This window comes from Enterobacter sp. fkY84-1 (genome assembly GCF_052974705.1).
Map to the genome: position 1 here is coordinate 1,660,037 of NZ_CP169393.1, position 16,488 is coordinate 1,676,524.

General features: G+C 59.7%; 16 protein-coding genes. 6 read left to right on the forward strand and 10 right to left on the reverse strand.

The window, feature by feature from the left end; translation table 11 throughout:
• Positions 1-10: 10 nt before the first annotated feature.
• Positions 11-280 carry a type II toxin-antitoxin system TacA family antitoxin gene (locus ACEPLT_RS07775; RefSeq protein ID WP_008499829.1) on the forward strand — a complete coding sequence of 90 codons (270 nt, stop codon included), beginning with the start codon at positions 11-13 and terminating at the stop codon, positions 278-280.
• 6 nt (positions 281-286) lie between these two features.
• Positions 287-808 carry a GNAT family N-acetyltransferase gene (locus ACEPLT_RS07780; RefSeq protein WP_032651255.1) on the forward strand — a complete coding sequence of 174 codons (522 nt, stop codon included), beginning with the start codon at positions 287-289 and terminating at the stop codon, positions 806-808.
• A 73-nt stretch (positions 809-881) separates the two neighbouring features.
• Here ACEPLT_RS07780 and rutG read toward each other — a convergent pair whose 3' ends face one another.
• The 7 genes from rutG to rutA are packed head-to-tail and all read right to left on the reverse strand — an operon-like array spanning position 882 to position 6,316.
• Entirely contained in the window at positions 882-2,204 is a 1,323-nt protein-coding gene (gene rutG / locus ACEPLT_RS07785) for a pyrimidine utilization transport protein G (protein WP_008499826.1), read from the reverse strand.
• A gap of 21 nt (positions 2,205-2,225) precedes the next feature.
• Positions 2,226-2,720, reverse strand: a complete 495-nt coding sequence (rutF, locus tag ACEPLT_RS07790) for an NADH-dependent FMN reductase RutF (protein WP_123922610.1) — start codon at positions 2,718-2,720, stop codon at positions 2,226-2,228.
• Between the two features lie 9 nt (positions 2,721-2,729).
• Positions 2,730-3,320: a malonic semialdehyde reductase gene (locus ACEPLT_RS07795; protein ID WP_023327079.1), complete on the reverse strand. Its 591-nt coding sequence runs from the start codon at positions 3,318-3,320 to the stop codon at positions 2,730-2,732.
• 9 nt (positions 3,321-3,329) lie between these two features.
• Positions 3,330-4,130 (reverse strand): pyrimidine utilization protein D, encoded by an 801-nt coding sequence (rutD, locus tag ACEPLT_RS07800; protein WP_232928374.1) that lies wholly within the window; start codon positions 4,128-4,130, stop codon positions 3,330-3,332.
• 7 nt (positions 4,131-4,137) lie between these two features.
• On the reverse strand, positions 4,138-4,524 hold the full coding sequence (rutC, locus tag ACEPLT_RS07805) for a pyrimidine utilization protein C (RefSeq protein ID WP_008499822.1): 387 nt from the start codon (positions 4,522-4,524) through the stop codon (positions 4,138-4,140).
• 11 nt (positions 4,525-4,535) lie between these two features.
• Positions 4,536-5,225, reverse strand: coding sequence for a pyrimidine utilization protein B (rutB, locus tag ACEPLT_RS07810; RefSeq protein WP_232928378.1), 690 nt, complete (start codon positions 5,223-5,225; stop codon positions 4,536-4,538).
• Entirely contained in the window at positions 5,225-6,316 is a 1,092-nt protein-coding gene (gene rutA / locus ACEPLT_RS07815) for a pyrimidine utilization protein A (protein ID WP_023617762.1), read from the reverse strand. The genes rutB and rutA overlap by 1 nt, the downstream gene beginning before the upstream one ends.
• Before the next feature lie 245 nt (positions 6,317-6,561).
• Between rutA and rutR the strand changes: the two genes are divergently transcribed.
• Positions 6,562-7,200: an HTH-type transcriptional regulator RutR gene (rutR, locus tag ACEPLT_RS07820; protein ID WP_045417154.1), complete on the forward strand. Its 639-nt coding sequence runs from the start codon at positions 6,562-6,564 to the stop codon at positions 7,198-7,200.
• On the opposite strand, the gene ACEPLT_RS07825 is transcribed toward rutR, so the two are convergent.
• On the reverse strand, positions 7,197-7,592 hold the full coding sequence (locus ACEPLT_RS07825) for a lysozyme inhibitor LprI family protein (protein ID WP_021240804.1): 396 nt from the start codon (positions 7,590-7,592) through the stop codon (positions 7,197-7,199). The two genes, rutR and ACEPLT_RS07825, sit on opposite strands and share 4 nt — an antisense overlap.
• 101 nt (positions 7,593-7,693) lie before the next feature.
• Positions 7,694-11,656: a trifunctional transcriptional regulator/proline dehydrogenase/L-glutamate gamma-semialdehyde dehydrogenase gene (putA, locus tag ACEPLT_RS07830; RefSeq protein WP_023292814.1), complete on the reverse strand. Its 3,963-nt coding sequence runs from the start codon at positions 11,654-11,656 to the stop codon at positions 7,694-7,696.
• Positions 11,657-12,079: 423 nt separating this feature from the next.
• Between putA and putP the strand changes: the two genes are divergently transcribed.
• Together putP and ACEPLT_RS07840 are read left to right on the forward strand one after the other, a co-directional pair.
• Entirely contained in the window at positions 12,080-13,588 is a 1,509-nt protein-coding gene (gene putP, locus ACEPLT_RS07835) for a sodium/proline symporter PutP (protein ID WP_008499815.1), read from the forward strand.
• 116 nt (positions 13,589-13,704) lie between these two features.
• Positions 13,705-14,124 carry a DUF3574 domain-containing protein gene (locus ACEPLT_RS07840; protein ID WP_232928380.1) on the forward strand — a complete coding sequence of 140 codons (420 nt, stop codon included), beginning with the start codon at positions 13,705-13,707 and terminating at the stop codon, positions 14,122-14,124.
• A 70-nt stretch (positions 14,125-14,194) separates the two neighbouring features.
• Here the strand turns inward: ACEPLT_RS07840 and ACEPLT_RS07845 are convergent, their stop codons facing one another.
• Positions 14,195-15,379: a NupC/NupG family nucleoside CNT transporter gene (locus ACEPLT_RS07845; protein WP_021240801.1), complete on the reverse strand. Its 1,185-nt coding sequence runs from the start codon at positions 15,377-15,379 to the stop codon at positions 14,195-14,197.
• A gap of 251 nt (positions 15,380-15,630) precedes the next feature.
• On the opposite strand from ACEPLT_RS07845, the gene efeU reads away from it, so the two are divergent.
• Positions 15,631-16,464, forward strand: a complete 834-nt coding sequence (efeU, locus tag ACEPLT_RS07850; RefSeq protein WP_135346071.1) for an iron uptake transporter permease EfeU — start codon at positions 15,631-15,633, stop codon at positions 16,462-16,464.
• Positions 16,465-16,488: the final 24 nt, after the last annotated feature.

Genomic DNA, 16,488 nt, shown 5'->3' on the forward strand with positions numbered 1-16,488 from the left:
GAAGTAAACCATGCCAGCACTGAAAAAACAGCGTATCGATCTTCGCTTAACGGACGAAGACAAAACAATGATTGAAGAAGCGGCAGCGATGACGAATCAAACGATCACCCAGTTTATGGTGAACAGTGCGTCAGAGCGGGCAGCGGAAGTCATCGAGCAGCACCGCCGTCTCGTATTAAACGAAGCATCCTGGAATGCGGTGATGGATGCCATCGACAATCCACCAGAGCCAAATGAACGCCTGAAGCGAGCGGCGAAACGTCTTCGAAACATGGAGTGAAGCGTCGTGGACAATCTCACGATCGAAATGTTTTCAGAGGGAAAAGACTATGATTTCAGGGACTTCGATTGTGGTGAACCCTCGCTAAATGTCTTCCTCACAGAACATCTGGTGCGTCAGCACAATGGGCGTATTTTACGAGGCTATTTGCTTAAAGATCGCGATGGTCCGCGGGTCCTGGGCTATTACACGTTGTCTGGTAGTTGCTTTGAAAAAGCGATGCTGCCTTCTAAGACTCAGCAGCGTCGGATCCCTTATAGCAACGTACCGAGCGTAACGCTGGGACGTCTGGCGATACATAAAGACTTACAGGGGCTGGAGTGGGGAACGACGCTCGTCACACATGCCATGCGGGTTGTCTATCTGGCATCGCAGGCGGTGGGTGTACACGGAATATTTGTTGATGCACTCAACGACCAGGCAAAACAATTTTATCTGAAGCAGGGCTTTATTCCATTGACGGATGAAAACAGCCATTCTCTTTTCTTTCCTACAAAATCTATCGAACGACTGTTTGAGCAGGCGTGATTGCCTGACATAAAGGTGTTCTTAGCGAACATAAAGGTCGGGTAAGGCATCGCCGTCACCCGACATTGAGATTTCACGACTCCTGACGCACCACCTCGCCCTGCGGCGCAGCGGCCATCCGGCGGCTCAGCAGGGCGTTAAGCAGGATCGCGCCGAAGGTCGCCGTGCCAATCCCGCCGATCGTAAACCCGCCCAGCGTCAGGGCAAAATCGCCCGCGCCCAGCACCAGCGTAACGGCCACCATAATCAGGTTGCCGTTCTGGCTGAGATCGACGCGATGCTGCACCCAGATGCGCGCCCCGGCCACGGCGATCAGCCCAAACACCACGATTGATGCCCCGCCGATGACCGGTGACGGAATGGTATGGATCAGCGCGCCGAACTTCGGCGAGAAGCCGAGCAGCATCGCCATCACCGCCGCCGCCACGAAGACCAGCGTCGAATAGACTTTGGTCACCGCCATCACGCCGATATTCTCGGCATAGGTGGTAACGCCGCTGCCGCCCACGGAACCGGAGAGCATGGTCGCCAGCCCATCGCCGACGAACGCGCGGCCCATGTACGGGTCCATGCTGCGTCCGGTCATTCCCGCGACCGCCTTCAGGTGGCCCAGATTTTCCGCCACCAGGATAACGGCGACGGGGGCGATAAGCATCATCGCCTGGGTGTTAAAGGTGGGGGAGGTGATCTGCGGCAGGCCGAACCAGGCGGCCTGATGCAGCAGCGTAAAATCAACCGGCTTGCCGAGACCAAAAACGTTTGCCAGCAGGGCATATACCAGACAGGCGACAATCAACCCGACCAGGATCAGCAGCCGCTGGATCATGCCCCGCGTAAAGACCGCCACCAGACCGATGCACAGCACGGTCACGACGGCCATCCAGCTTTCAAACGGCGAGCCGGAGACGCTTTTCACCGCAATCGGCGCAAGGTTCAGACCGATCGCCATTACTACCGCGCCGGTGACGACGGGGGGCATCATGCGTTCGATCCAGCGCGTGCCGATCTTCATCACCACCAGACCAATCAGGGTATACACCAGACCGCAGGCGATGATGCCGCCGAGGGCCACGCTCAGGTTGGGGTTGATTCCCTGGCCGTTAAACCCGGTGGTGGCGATGACCACCCCGACAAAGGCGGCGCTGGAGCCGAGATAGCTGGGCACGCGCCCGCCGGTGACAAAAAAGAACAGCAGGGTGCCGATACCGGACATCAGAATCGAGAGGTTGGGATCGAGTCCCATCAGCATCGGCATTAGCACCGTGGCGCCAAACATGGCGACCGCGTGCTGGACGCCCATCACCATCGTCTGCCCGAGCGGGAGGCGTTCATCCGGCGCGACCACGCCAGCTTCTGTGGAGGTCGATTTCAACTGCCAGTGGGGAAATCCGAACATGGTCTGTCTCCTTAGAGCGCCTTAACAGGCGGGTCGAATCAGCGCGTGGTAGCCGCGGTCAAACCACACCAGCCCTTGCGGCGCCGGGTGGCGAATAATCGAAACGATGTCGCAGAACAGAATGTCATGGGTGCCGACGCTCACCACCTGGCTGATGCGGCAGTCAAACGAGGCCAGCGCATCCTCCAGACGCGGACAGCCCGTGTCGCCCGTTTGCCAGCGGGCGGCGGCGAAGCGTTCTTCCATTGGCGTTTTGCCGCCAAACAGGTTTGAGAGCGGCTCCTGTCCGGCGCTGAGGGTATTCACGCAAAGGGTGCGGTTTTCGCTGAACGTCGGCCAGACGGACGCGCCGCGGTTCAGGCACACCAGCAGGGTGGGCGGTGAATCCGTAACGCTGCACACCGCGCTGGCGGTGAAGCCTGCCAGCCCCGCCGGGCCGTCGGTGGTGATGATGTTCACCGCCGCGCCAACGCAGGCCATGGCGTCGCGAAAGGTTTGCTTATCCGGTGTCGTCATGATCGCTCCTTACGCCAGCCCGCAGGCATCGTCGAAGGTCAGGCGCGGCAGGCGCCCGTAAAGTTTGCCCGGGTCGCCGTAGCCAATGTTGATAAGAAGATTGCTTTTAAGCGTCGTGCCGGTGAAAAAGGCCTCGTCGACCTTTTGGCGGTCAAAGCCCGACATCGGGCCGGTGTCCAGCCCCAGCGCGCGACAGGCGAAAATCATGTAGGCGGCCTGCAGCGAGCTGTTGCGAAAAGCCGTCTCTTCCGCCAGCGCGGGGCTTGCGGTAAACCAGCTTCTGGCATCGCCGTGCGGGAACAGTTCAGGCAGGCGCTCGTAGAATTCACTGTCCCAGGCCACGATCGCCGTAACCGGGGCGGTGAGCGTTTTCTCCAGGTTGCCGCTGGAGAGCGCCGGGCGCAGCTTCTCTTTTCCCTCCGCGCTTCGCACAAACACAATCCGTGCAGGGGAGCAGTTGGCCGAGGTTGGCCCCCATTTCATCAGGTCGTAGATTTCGCGCAGCGTCTCGTCGCTGACGGCAATATCCTGCCAGCCGTTATGGGTGCGGGCGCCGGTGAACAGCGTTTCCAGCGCGGTGGGATTAATGGCTTCGCTCATTACATCTCCTTATAAAGCGTGTTCATGACTGTGCAGCAGGCTGGCCAGCCCGTTCAGCAGCAGGGTGTTGAAGGTGTCCGGCTCGGTGACGTTGCAGGCATGGCCGCCCTGACGCATCACCGTGCTGTGGCTGTGCGGGATGGCCGCCTGCAGCTCAGACGAGCAGACAGAGGGCACCAGCATGTCGTCGGCGGAACAAATGATCTGGACCGGGCAGCGGATGCGCGCGGCGTGGCGGCTGAAGTCGGCCTTTTTCAGGGCGCTGAGCCGGTGCAGCAGGTTGGCTTTGCCCTGGAAATGGGCCAGCGCCAGCGCTTCTTCGGCCTCCAGACGGGGGGCGCGAGCGGCCATCCAGTCTGCCGGGTAGAGAAACAGCGGCTGCGCCTCAACCCACGCCTGCGGGCCGCCGTAATGCAGCAGGCGCTCGCGGATCTGAAAGCAGCGGCGGGTATGCGCGTTGAGGGTCAACCAGCCGTTGACGCACACCAGCGCGGTGAGGGCGTCGGGGCGGTCGAGGGCCAGCTGCAGGCCGACCAGCGCCCCCAGCGCGTGGCCGACGACGCTGTAGCGCGCGATCCCGGCCTCAGCCAGCGCCCGGGCCAGTTCGTCCGCCATCTGTGCCAGGCTGTAGCCTTCCGGCAGGGCGTCGGGGTTAGTGCCCGTTCCGCGCTGGTCATAGCACACCACCTGATACTCCGGTTCCAGCGCGGCCAGCTGGGGCAGCCAGTAGCTGCCGCTGCCGCCGAGACCGGCAATAAGGACCACCACGGGCGCACCCTCATACGGGGGCGGTGAGACGGAAAGTTTCATGCCTGCCTCACTTCGCGATGTGCGCAACGGTGGCGATCTCAACCAGCGCGTCCGGCTTCACCAGCCCGCACTGAATGCAGAACCGGGCCGGCTTATCGCCGGGGAAGAACTCCGCGTAGATTTCATTAATCGCGGCGTAGTTTTTCCAGTCGGTGATAAAGATGCTGTTGAAGGTCACATCCTCCATCGTGCCACCCGCCGTTTCGATCACGGTTTTGATCGTCTCCAGCACGTGGCGGGTTTGCGCCTTTGGGTCGTTGATAAACACCACGTTGTTGTCTTTATCAAACGGCAGCGTGCCGGAGACATACACCACGCCGTCGGCGAGCGTGCCGGGAACAAACGGGGCGATGGGCGTGCTGGTGCCCGGCGGGATGATTACGGATTTCGGCATCGTGCGTCTCCTCAGGCGATACGGGCGAGCGGGGGAGTCAGGGCGTCGCAGAAATCCGCAACGTTACTGACCCAGCCAAAAAAGGTTTCGATATTGAACAGGGCCGCCTTCTGGGCGAAATCCGGCCCGGCCTGATGGGTCGCGTCTTCCAGCACCACGCCGAAATACTCGAGGAAAAAGCCGTCGCGCAGGGTCGACTCCACGCAAACGTTGGTGGCGATCCCGGTGAAGACCAGATGGCGAATGCCCCGGCTGCGCAGCAGGCTGTCGAGCGGGGTGTTAAAAAAGCCGCTGTAGCGCGGTTTCGGCAGGACGATATCGTCCGCCTGCGGGACCAGCTCGTCCACCAGCTGATAATCCCAGCCGCCTTTTGCCAGCAGCTTGCCCTGCAGTTCGGGCCGTTTACGCATGGTTTTCAGGGCGTTCGACTTGTGGAAGTTGGGCGAGCCGGGGCCGCCGGCCTCGACGTACTGGTCATCCCAGCCGTTCTGGAACCAGATGATGAGCATCCCCGCTTCGCGCGCGGCGGCGACGGCGGTTTTGATGTTCTCGATCACAGGCCTTGTGGCGGAGACGTCGAACCCCGCCAGATCAAGATAACCACCGGGGCTGGCGTAGGCGTTTTGCATGTCCACCACGATCAGCGCGCTCTGCTGTGGCGCGAAGGTAATGGCTTCCGGGCGTGCGTTAAGGGTTGTCATTACGCCACCTCCTTCGTGACGGCAGGGATGTGGGCGCGGCACTGCATCAGCGGCTGGATGCGCTCGCCGAAGGTCTCCACGCCGGTGAGGAAGTCATCGAAGGTCAGCAGGACGCCTTCCGCACCGGGAACGGCAGCCACTTCATCTAGCATTCTGGCAACGCTGGCGTACGAGCCGACCAGCGTGCCCATGTTGATATTGACGGCGGAGGTCGGGTCGGCCATCTGACGAACGTTGGTATCCGCCCCGGAGCGGGTGTCCTTCTGGCTCTGCTCGGTGAGCCAGCTCAGGGCTTCCTCGTCGGCGCCGTCCTTATAGCGCTCCCATTTTGCGCGCGCGGCGTCGTCGGTTTCGTCGGCGATCACCATAAACAGCACGTAGGAGCCCACGTCGCGCCCGGTTTTGTCGGCGGCTTCTTTCATGCGCGCGGCGGTCGGGGCGAAGGCGGCAGGCGTGTTAACCCCTTTACCGAAGCAGAAGTTGAAGTCGGCGTATTTCGCCGAGAATTCCATCCCGGCGTCGCTCTGCCCGGCGCAAATCACCTTCATCGGCACCGACGGCTGCGGGCTGACGCGGCAGTCGTTCATGGTGAAGAAGTCGCCCTTGAAATCGCTTTTGCCGGTACCCCACAGGTCGCGCAGGACCTGCACGTACTCGGTCAGGTAGTCGTAGCGGCGAGAGAAGTAATCGTCGCCCGGCCAGAGACCCATCTGCTCGTACTCCGGTTTTTGCCAGCCGGTCACCAGGTTGACGCCAAAGCGTCCGCCGGAGATGGAGTCGATGGTGGAGGCCATGCGCGCCACAATCGCCGGGGGCAGGGTGAGGGTGGCAGCGGTGGCGTAGATCTGGATCCGCGAGGTGACCGCGGCCAGCCCGGCCATCAGGGTGAAGGACTCCAGGTTGTGATCCCAGAACTCGGTTTTGCCGCCGAAGCCGCGCAGTTTGATCATCGAAAGCGCAAAGTCGAAATGGTAGTGCTCCGCTTTCTGCACGATGGCTTTATTCAGCTCAAAGGTTGGCATGTATTGCGGTGCAGTGGTCGAGATAAGCCAGCCGTTGTTGCCGATGGGTACAAATACGCCAATTTTCATCACGAACCTCTCTTCATTACGTCGCAGGTGTAACGGTGTTTTTGCAAAGGCAGTGCCAGTTTTGAAAATGGCAGTGTTATTAATGTGTTAATCAGAGGTTGGTGGTTTGATGTGATTAAATGTGGACTAACTGGTCAAAAACATTGCACAGAAAACAGGCATTCATGCGCGATCGGGGTGCAGGATGTCGTGGCGAGACGGGGGTTTTGCTATGCTGAGGGCAACGCAGAATAAGGAGAGCGGGAATGGCACAAGGCGCAGTGAAAACACCAGGTAAACGTTCGCAGGCGGTGAGCGCCAAGAAGCAGGCGATCCTCAGCGCGGCCCTGGAGACCTTTTCGCAGTTTGGTATTCACGGCACGCGCCTTGAGCAGGTGGCGGAGCAGTCAGGGGTATCCAAAACCAATCTGCTCTACTATTACCCGTCGAAAGAGGCGCTCTATGTCGCGGTGATGCAGCAGATCCTCGATATCTGGCTGGCGCCGCTGAAAGCGTTCCGCGAAGAGCTGGCCCCGCTGGTGGCGATCAAAGAGTACATTCGCCTGAAGCTGGAGGTGTCGCGCGATTACCCGCAGGCATCAAGGCTGTTCTGCCTCGAGATGCTGCAGGGCGCGCCGCTGTTGCAGGCGGAGCTGACCGGAGATTTAAAGCAGCTGGTGGACGATAAGTCGGCCATTATCGCCGGGTGGGTGGCCAGCGGAAAGCTGGCCCCGGTCGATCCGCATCATCTGATCTTTATGATTTGGGCCTCCACCCAGCATTACGCTGACTTTGCGGCCCAGGTCGAGGCGGTGACCGGTAAAACGCTCCAGGACGAAGCGTTTTTCCACAGCACCCTGGAGAACGTGCAGCGGATGATTATCGAAGGGATCCGCTTGCGCTAGTTCCCCGGTGGGAGAGGGCAGCTTAAGTCGCCCTCTTCACACTGCATCAGCGAGGCCAGAAACGCTTCGCGCTCCACGGTTTTCTCCGCCAGGCACTGATTCACGATCATCGGCTGAACGCTGCCGCCTTCCGTCCCCGAACCGATAAACGCACAGTCCGCGTCGCGCAGGGCAATCCAGGCCTGCTGCGCCTTTTTCAGCAGCTCGCGCTGAGGGGCTTCCGCACGCTTGACGGCGGCCTGATAGGTCTGGTTGAGCTTTTTGTCGGCAGCCTGATACTGCTGCGCGCTACAGGTATTCAGCTCAAGCTGGGTGGTCGCTTTGTCGCACTCGTCGGCCAGCGCGCTGGCGCTCAGCAGCAGCGCTGCGCCTGCGAGAAATACTCTTTTCATCATCCCCTCCGTGTAAAAAAGCCGGATGCGCTGCGCTTATCCGGCCTACGGTTGTTTTGTAGCCCCGGTAAGCGTAGCGCCACCGGGGAAAGTTTACACGATTAACCGATGGTCATCAGGCTGGCGTTACCGCCCGCTGCAGCGGTGTTGACGCTGAGCGAGCGCTCCACGTACAGGCGTTCCAGCAGCAGGTTGGTTTCGCCGCGCGCGAAGCCCTGCACCGAAACAATCGCCCCGCTGCGGGCCGCAACCTGCTCGCACAGCTCGCGCAGCTGGTCAGAATCACCGTGGTAAATGACGGCATCGAACGGCTGCGTCAGGAGCGCATCGGCTTTCGCGAAGTGAATGCGGGCCGAGACCGCTTTCGGCAGCTGTTTGGCCAGGTCGCGATGCAGCGCATCGTCCGGCCACAGCACTTCACACCCAGTGGCCATCGCGGCGGCCAGCTGTACCAGCGCGTCCTGCTCGTTATCCGCCACGCACAGAACGCGCTCGCGCGGCATCAGCGTCCAGGTATTGCGCTCGCCGGTCGGCCCCGGCAGCAGACGCTGCGTACCGGCCTGTGCCAGCTCGCCATACTGCTGCGCAATCGCACGCAGCTCTGGACGATTATCAGCCCACTTAATCAGCGCGTCCAGCGGCTGGGTCAGCACGGTTTTCAGCTGCGCATCCACCGGATACTCCGCATCCTGGCGCGCCAGGGTGACGCCCAGCGCGTTCTCAGGACGGTTCGCCAGCAGACGGTACAGGTAGAGCGGACCGCCCGCTTTCGGACCGGTGCCGGAGAGGCCTTCACCGCCGAACGGCTGCACGCCAACGACCGCACCCACCATGTTGCGGTTGACGTACAGGTTGCCCACTTTGGCGCTGCCGGTCACCTGCGCGATGGTCTCGTCGATACGGGTATGCACGCCGAGCGTCAGGCCATAGCCGGAGGCGTTGATCTGCTCAACCAGCTCGTTGAGGTTGTTACGGTTGTAGCGCACCACGTGCAGTACCGGACCGAAGACCTCTTTTTTCAGCTCGTCGAAGCTTGCCAGCTCGATAAGCGTAGGCGGCACAAAGGTGCCGGAACGCCACTCGCGGGCGTCTTCGCTGTTGTCTCGCACCGCCTGGAACACCGGACGGCCTTTCGCGCGCATGGCCTGAATGTGGTTTTCAATATTGGCTTTGGCTTCCGCGTCGATCACCGGCCCGATGTCGGTGGTGAGACGGCCCGGGTTGCCCATGCGGCATTCGGCCATCGCGCCGCGCAGCATCTTCAGGGTGTGGTCCGCCACGTCATCCTGCAGGCACAGCACGCGCAGGGCGGAGCAGCGCTGACCTGCGCTGTCGAACGCGGAGGCCAGCACGTCGACCACCACCTGCTCGGTGAGCGCGGATGAGTCAACGATCATGGCGTTCATGCCGCCGGTTTCCGCAATGAGCGGCGTAGGACGACCCTGCGCATCCAGACGGGTGGCAATATTGCGCTGCAGCAGCGAGGCCACTTCGGTCGAACCGGTAAACATCACGCCGCGCACGCGGTTATCGGAGGTCAGTTTGGCGCCCACGGTTTCACCGCGGCCCGGCAGCAGCTGGACCACGCCCGCCGGTACGCCTGCCTCCAGAAGAATGTTGATGCCCTGTGCGGCAATCAGCGGGGTCTGCTCCGCCGGTTTTGCCAGCACGCTGTTGCCTGCGGCCAGGGCAGCGGCAATCTGGCCGGTGAAGATCGCCAGCGGGAAGTTCCACGGGCTGATACAGACGACCGGGCCGAGCGGACGGTGGGTTTCGTTGTCGAAATCATCGCGCACCTGACCGGCGTAGTAGTGCAGGAAGTCGACCGCCTCGCGCACTTCGGCGATGGCGTTGCTGAAGGTTTTACCCGCTTCGCGCACCAGAATGCCGATGAGCGACTGCATCTGATCTTCCATCAGCACCGCCGCGCGTTCCAGAATGGCGGCACGCTCCTGCGGCGGGGTGGCGAACCAGATAGGGGCGTTATTCACCGCGCTGTCCAGCGCCTGATCCACCTCCGCTTCGGTGGCTTCACGCACGTAGCCGACGATATCTTTTGGCTCCGCCGGGTTGATGACCGGCTGCATGTCGCCGTCAGCAACGGGCTGCTCCAGCATCGGTTTCGCCTGCCACTTCTGCAGCGCGCTGTTGAGCAGGGCAGAGGAGAGGGAAGCCAGACGGTGTTCGTTGGCGAGATCCAGCCCCGCCGAGTTGACGCGCCCCTTGCCGTACAGCTCGCGCGGCAGGGCAATCTTCGGATGCGGCAGGCCAATCTGGCCTTCCTGCGCCGCCATCTTCTCAACGGCCTGCACCGGATCGGCGACCAGCTCGTCGAGCGGCAGGGTGGTGTCGGCGATGCGGTTAACGAAGGAGGTGTTCGCGCCGTTTTCCAGCAGGCGACGCACCAGGTAGGCCAGCAGGGTTTCGTGGGTACCTACCGGGGCGTAAATGCGGCACGGGCGGTTAAGCTTGCCGTCCGCCACTTTACCGGTCACCTGCTCGTACAGCGGTTCACCCATGCCGTGCAGGCACTGGAATTCGTACTGGCCCGGGTAGTAGTTCTGCCCGGCCAGGCTGTATATCGCCGCCAGGGTGTGGGCGTTGTGGGTGGCGAACTGCGGATAGATCAGGTTCGGCACGCCGAGCAGCTTTTTCGCGCAGGCGAGGTAAGAGACGTCGGTGTAGACCTTGCGGGTGTAGACCGGATAGCCTTCCAGCCCTTCCATCTGGGCGCGTTTGATTTCGCTGTCCCAGTAGGCCCCTTTCACCAGGCGGATCATCAGGCGACGGCGGCTGCGGCTGGCCAGGTCAATCAGGTAATCAATGACGAACGGGCAGCGCTTCTGGTAGGCCTGGATCACGAAGCCAATGCCGTTCCAGCCCGCCAGCTCCGGTTCGAAGCACAGTTTTTCCAGCAGATCGAGGGAGATCTCCAGACGGTCGGCCTCTTCGGCGTCGATGTTGATGCCGATATCATACTGGCGCGCCAGCAGGGTCAGGGACTTCAGGCGCGGGTAGAGCTCTTCCATTACCCGATCGTACTGCGCGCGGCTGTAGCGCGGGTGCAGGGCGGAGAGCTTAATGGAGATGCCCGGGCCTTCATAAATACCGCGACCGTTGGACGCTTTACCGATGGCGTGGATCGCCTGCTGGTAAGAAACCATGTAGGCCTGCGCGTCGGCGGCGGTCAGCGCCGCTTCGCCCAGCATGTCGTAGGAGTAGCGGAAACCTTTATCTTCCAGCTTGCGGGCGTTCGCCAGCGCTTCGGCAATGGTTTCCCCGGTGACGAACTGCTCGCCCATCAGGCGCATCGCCATGTCCACGCCCTTGCGGATCAGCGGCTCGCCGCTCTTGCCGATGATGCGGTTCAGGGAGCGGGACAGGTTGGCTTCGTTATGGGTCGAGACCAGTTTGCCGGTGAACAGCAGGCCCCAGGTCGCGGCGTTGACGAACAGCGACGGGCTGCGGCCAATGTGCGAATGCCAGTTGCCGTTGCTAATCTTGTCGCGGATCAGCGCGTCGCGGGTGGCTTTATCCGGAATACGCAGCAGCGCTTCCGCCAGGCACATCAGCGCCACGCCTTCCTGTGAGGAGAGGGAAAACTCCTGCAGCAGACCCTGAACCATCCCGGCGCGGCCGGTGGCGGTTTTCTGGTTACGCAGTTTGTCAGCCAGCTGGTACGCCAGGCTGTGCGCCTGTGCGGCAATAGCTTCCGGCAGACGGGCCTGCTCCAGCAGCATCGGTACGGCGTCGGTTTCGGCGCGACGGTACGCACCGGTAATGGCGGCGCGGCTGACGGACTGCGGGAGGATCTGCTCGGCGAATTCGAGGAACGGCTGATGGCTTTCATCGCCAGCGGCTGGCGCGTCTTCGCTTTCATTGGCGGCACCGGCGAGCAGGGCAGGCAGCTCCGGCAGGCCCTCGTCGCTCTCGAGTCTTTCGAGATAGTTAAAAATCGCCTGCTTAATTAACCAGTGCGGCGTGCGATCAATGCGGGTTGCTGCGGTCTTAATCCGTTCGCGGGTCGCGTCATCCAGCTTAACCCCCATGGTGGTCATACCCATGCCAAAGCTCCTGTTGTGCTTTCATCGTGTTTGGTCGTTAGCGTGAAATATCCACCATGTTGCAACTTTGTGCAACCGTGTTAAATGTGACCTGGTTTGCAACCCAGAAAATGAATGGATTGTTAACGAATGGTTAGCTGGAAAAACGTGCTGGCTTTGTCGCGGAAAGCCTGGTTTTATGCGGGAGTTAACACTTTTCAAAGGTGCAACCCGTAAAAGCGTGAGCGAGTGCAACCTATAGGAAACTCGTATCAAACCGGGGATGAAATTGATGTAAATGCAGTGTTAAATCGTTTGTCAGCGGAGGGCGCATACGGCAGGATAGCGCGCCCAACCGAAACACAAGATACCGTCACCTCGTTCCGGTGATCATATAACAAGGCAACCCGGATGGTTGTCGCTCGACACTTTTGGAGAATTTGAATGGCAATTAGCACACCGATGCTGGTGACATTTCTCGTTTATATTTTTGGCATGATCCTGATAGGGTTTTTGGCGTGGCGTTCCACGAAAAACTTTGACGACTACATTCTGGGCGGACGCAGTTTAGGCCCGATGGTGACCGCACTCTCCGCGGGCGCATCGGACATGAGCGGATGGCTGCTGATGGGTCTGCCGGGTGCGATTTTTATCTCCGGCATCTCGGAAAGCTGGATCGCCATCGGTCTGACCGTGGGCGCGTGGATCAACTGGAAGCTGGTGGCGGGCCGTCTGCGCGTGCATACCGAGGCTAACAACAATGCCCTGACGCTGCCGGACTACTTCACCGGACGATTTGAAGATAACAGCCGCATTCTGCGCATTATCTCTGCCGTGGTTATCCTCCTGTTCTTTACCATCTACTGTGCCTCCGGCATCGTGGCGGGCGCTCGCCTGTTCGAAAGCACCTTCGGCATGAGCTACGAAACCGCCCTGTGGGCCGGTGCGGCGGCGACCATCCTCTATACCTTCGTGGGCGGGTTCCTGGCGGTAAGCTGGACCGACACCGTGCAGGCGAGCCTGATGATCTTTGCCCTGATCCTGACCCCGGTGATTGTGATTTTCACCGTTGGCGGCTTTGGCGAATCGCTGGAAGTGATCAAGCAGAAGAGCATTGAAAACGTCGACATGCTGAAAGGGCTGAACTTTGTCGCTATCGTCTCCCTGATGGGCTGGGGTCTGGGCTACTTCGGTCAGCCGCACATTCTGGCGCGCTTTATGGCGGCAGATTCTCATCACACCATCGTCCATGCGCGTCGCATCAGTATGACGTGGATGATTTTGTGTCTGGCGGGCGCGTGTGCGGTCGGTTTCTTCGGTATCGCCTACTTTAATAACAACCCGGCGCAGGCGGGCGCGGTGAACCAGAACGCCGAGCGCGTGTTCATCGAACTGGCGCAGATTCTGTTTAACCCGTGGATTGCCGGTATTCTGCTCTCTGCGATCCTGGCGGCGGTGATGTCCACCCTGAGCTGTCAGCTGCTGGTCTGCTCCAGTGCAATCACCGAAGACCTCTATAAGGCCTTCCTGCGTAAAAACGCGAGCCAGAAAGAGCTGGTGTGGGTAGGGCGCTTTATGGTGCTGCTGGTGGCGCTGGTGGCGATTGCGCTGGCGGCCAACCCGGAAAACCGCGTGCTGGGTCTCGTGAGCTACGCGTGGGCGGGCTTCGGTGCGGCGTTTGGTCCGGTCGTCCTGTTCTCCGTCATGTGGTCCCGTATGACCCGTAACGGCGCGCTGGCGGGGATGATTATCGGTGCGGTGACCGTTATCGTCTGGAAACAGTTCGCCTGGCTGGGCCTGTACGAAATCATTCCTGGCTTCATCTTCGGCAGCATCGGTATCGTGGTCTTCAGCCTGCTGGGTAAAGCACCGTCTGCCTCCATGCAGAAACGCTTTGCGGAAGCCGACGCGCATTACCACTCCGCGCCGCCGTCTAAGCTGCAGCCGGAATAATTTTTCCCACGGAAAACCGTAGGCCGGGTAAGCGCAAGCGCACCCGGCTTTTTTCTTGCCAAAATCCGTCTTTTCCTGTGATATCCCTGTGCTTATAACAATGAGGATAGCGAAGCATGACAATCAAAACAGGGTTAATGGCGGCGGCATTATTGACGCTGGCGGGATGCAACGCGCCATCGCAACACGCAGCGGTGGAGACCTGCAAAGCGGATAGCCAGATGCAGCAAACCACGCTCTATTTCGGCTTAAACCGTCCTGCCGGGGCGCAGATTACCCCCAACGAGTGGCAGCAGTTTGTTGACCAGGACGTGACGCCGCGCTTTCGCGATGGCTTAACGGTGTTTGATGCCCGCGGGCAGTGGCTGGGGAACGACGGAAAAGTGGCGCGCGAGCCGAGCAAGGCGCTGATGCTTATCCACGGTAAAGATGCGCAGAGCGAGAAGAACATCGAAGCGTTACGCGGGATTTATAAGTCCCGCTTCGCGCAGGAGTCGGTGATGCGTGTCGATCAGCCGGTGTGCGTGCAGTTTTAAGGAAAACGGCGGGAATTCCCGCCGTTGTTGTTTTGTAGGCCGGGATTGCTGCGCGCCACCCGGCATTGCATCAGAGCACCAACCCCGCAAAGCTCGCCGACAGCAAACTCACCAGCGTCGCGCCGTACACCAGACGCAGCCCGAAACGCGATACCACGTTACCCTGCTGCTCGTTCAGGCCCTTAATCGCCCCGGCCACGATGCCGATGGAGGCAAAGTTCGCGAACGAGACGAGGAAGACGGATAAAATCCCCAGCCCGCGCGGGGACATCTGGTGCGCTATTTTCTGCAGCTCAATCATCGCCACAAATTCATTCGCCACCAGCTTGGTCGCCATAATGCTGCCCGCGTTTAAGGCATCGCTCAGCGGAATCCCTACCAGCCACGCCAGGGGATAAAATACATAGCCCAGGATCTGCTGGAAGCTCATGCCAAATACGCTGGAGAAGAGGGCATTAACGGCGCTAATAAGCGCGATAAAGCCAATCAGCATCGCCAGAATAATCATCGCTACTTTAAAACCGGCCAGAATATACTCGCCGAGCATCTCGAAGAAGCTCTGGGATTCATGCAGTTTTTCGAGCTTAACATCCGGTTCCGCTTCCGGGCGCGCCGGGTTGATGACCGAGAGAATAATAAAGGTGCTGAACATGTTGAGAATCAGCGCCGCGACGACATATTTGGCGTCGAGCATGGTCATATACGCCCCGACAATCGACAGGGAGACCGTCGACATGGCCGTGGCCGCCATGGTGAACAGACGACGCGAGGAGAGATCGCCCAGCACGCCTTTGTAGGCAATGAAGTTTTCCGATTGGCCGAGGATCAGCGAGCTCACCGCGTTAAAGGATTCCAGCTTGCCCATACCGTTCAGTTTTGACAGCAGCGTACCGATTACCCGAATAAAAATTGGCAGGATCCGCCAGTGCTGAAGAATACCGATCAGTGCGGAAATAAAAATAATCGGACAAAGCACGCCGAGGAAAATGAACGCCAGCCCTTTTTCACCCATACCGCCAAAGACGAAATTGGTGCCTTCGCCAGCAAATTTGAGCAGTGACTCAAAAAATCCTGAGACGTATTTAATCAGGAATAACCCGCTTTCGGCGTGCAGGAAAAAGAACGCCAGCGCAATTTCAATAACAATCAGCTGTAAAACAAAACGAACCCGAATTTTCCGGCGGTCAAAACTCGTAAGCCAGGCGAGCGCAAGAATAATCACCAGCGCCAGCAGGAAATGGACAATTTTAAACATGGTTTATTTTCAGTTAGGTTGTGAGGCGGATATTTAGCCACAGCCCTGAATCAGCGTAAATGGGCATTTTCGTTATAACTTATAAACCTGAACGTTACGTACGTCACTATTATCAGGCTTTGCGTTTACAACTCGTCATCAAAACACCGCACATTTCGCTTGTTTTTCTTTCCGTCGTAATGATAATCACTATCACAAGAATTTACCTTTCTTTGCATCAGTTGACCGCGATAAACATTTAAGGTGTCGGCATGTTTGTTCCATTTCTCATTATGTTACGTGAAGGGCTCGAAGCCGCCCTTATCGTGAGCCTCATCGCCAGTTATCTGAAGCGAACCCAGCGCGGGCGCTGGATTGGCGTCATGTGGGTCGGGGTATTCCTTGCCGCGGCGCTCTGCCTGGGCCTGGGCATTCTCATTAACGAAACCACCGGCGAGTTCCCGCAGAAAGAGCAGGAGCTGTTTGAAGGTATCGTCGCCGTGATTGCGGTGGTGATCCTCACCTGGATGGTGTTCTGGATGCGTAAAGTCTCGCGTAACGTGAAGGTGCAGCTGGAGCAGGCGGTGGATAACGCGCTGCAGAAGGGGAACAACCACGGCTGGGCGCTCATTATGATGGTCTTTTTCGCCGTCGCGCGTGAAGGGCTGGAGTCTGTTTTCTTCCTGCTGGCGGCGTTTCAGCAGGATGTGGGGATCTGGCCGCCGCTGGGGGCCGTGCTGGGCCTCGCCACGGCCGTGGTGCTCGGCTTCCTGCTGTACTGGGGCGGTATCCGCCTTAACCTGGGCGCCTTCTTCAAGTGGACCAGCCTGTTTATTCTGCTGGTGGCGGCGGGTCTGGCGGCAGGGGCGATTCGCGCCTTCCATGAAGCGGGCCTGTGGAACCATTTCCAGAACGTGGCGTTTGACCTCAGCAACGTTCTCTCCACGCACTCTCTGACCGGCACCCTGCTCGAAGGTATCTTCGGCTATCAGGAAACGCCGAGCGTCAGCGAGGTGGCGATGTACTTCATTTATCTGGTTCCGGCGCTGGTGCTGTTCGCCATGCCGCCGCGTACCGGCACGCAGGCGTCGCGCGTTGCGCCGTAATTTTTGATTTAGTGACAACATACT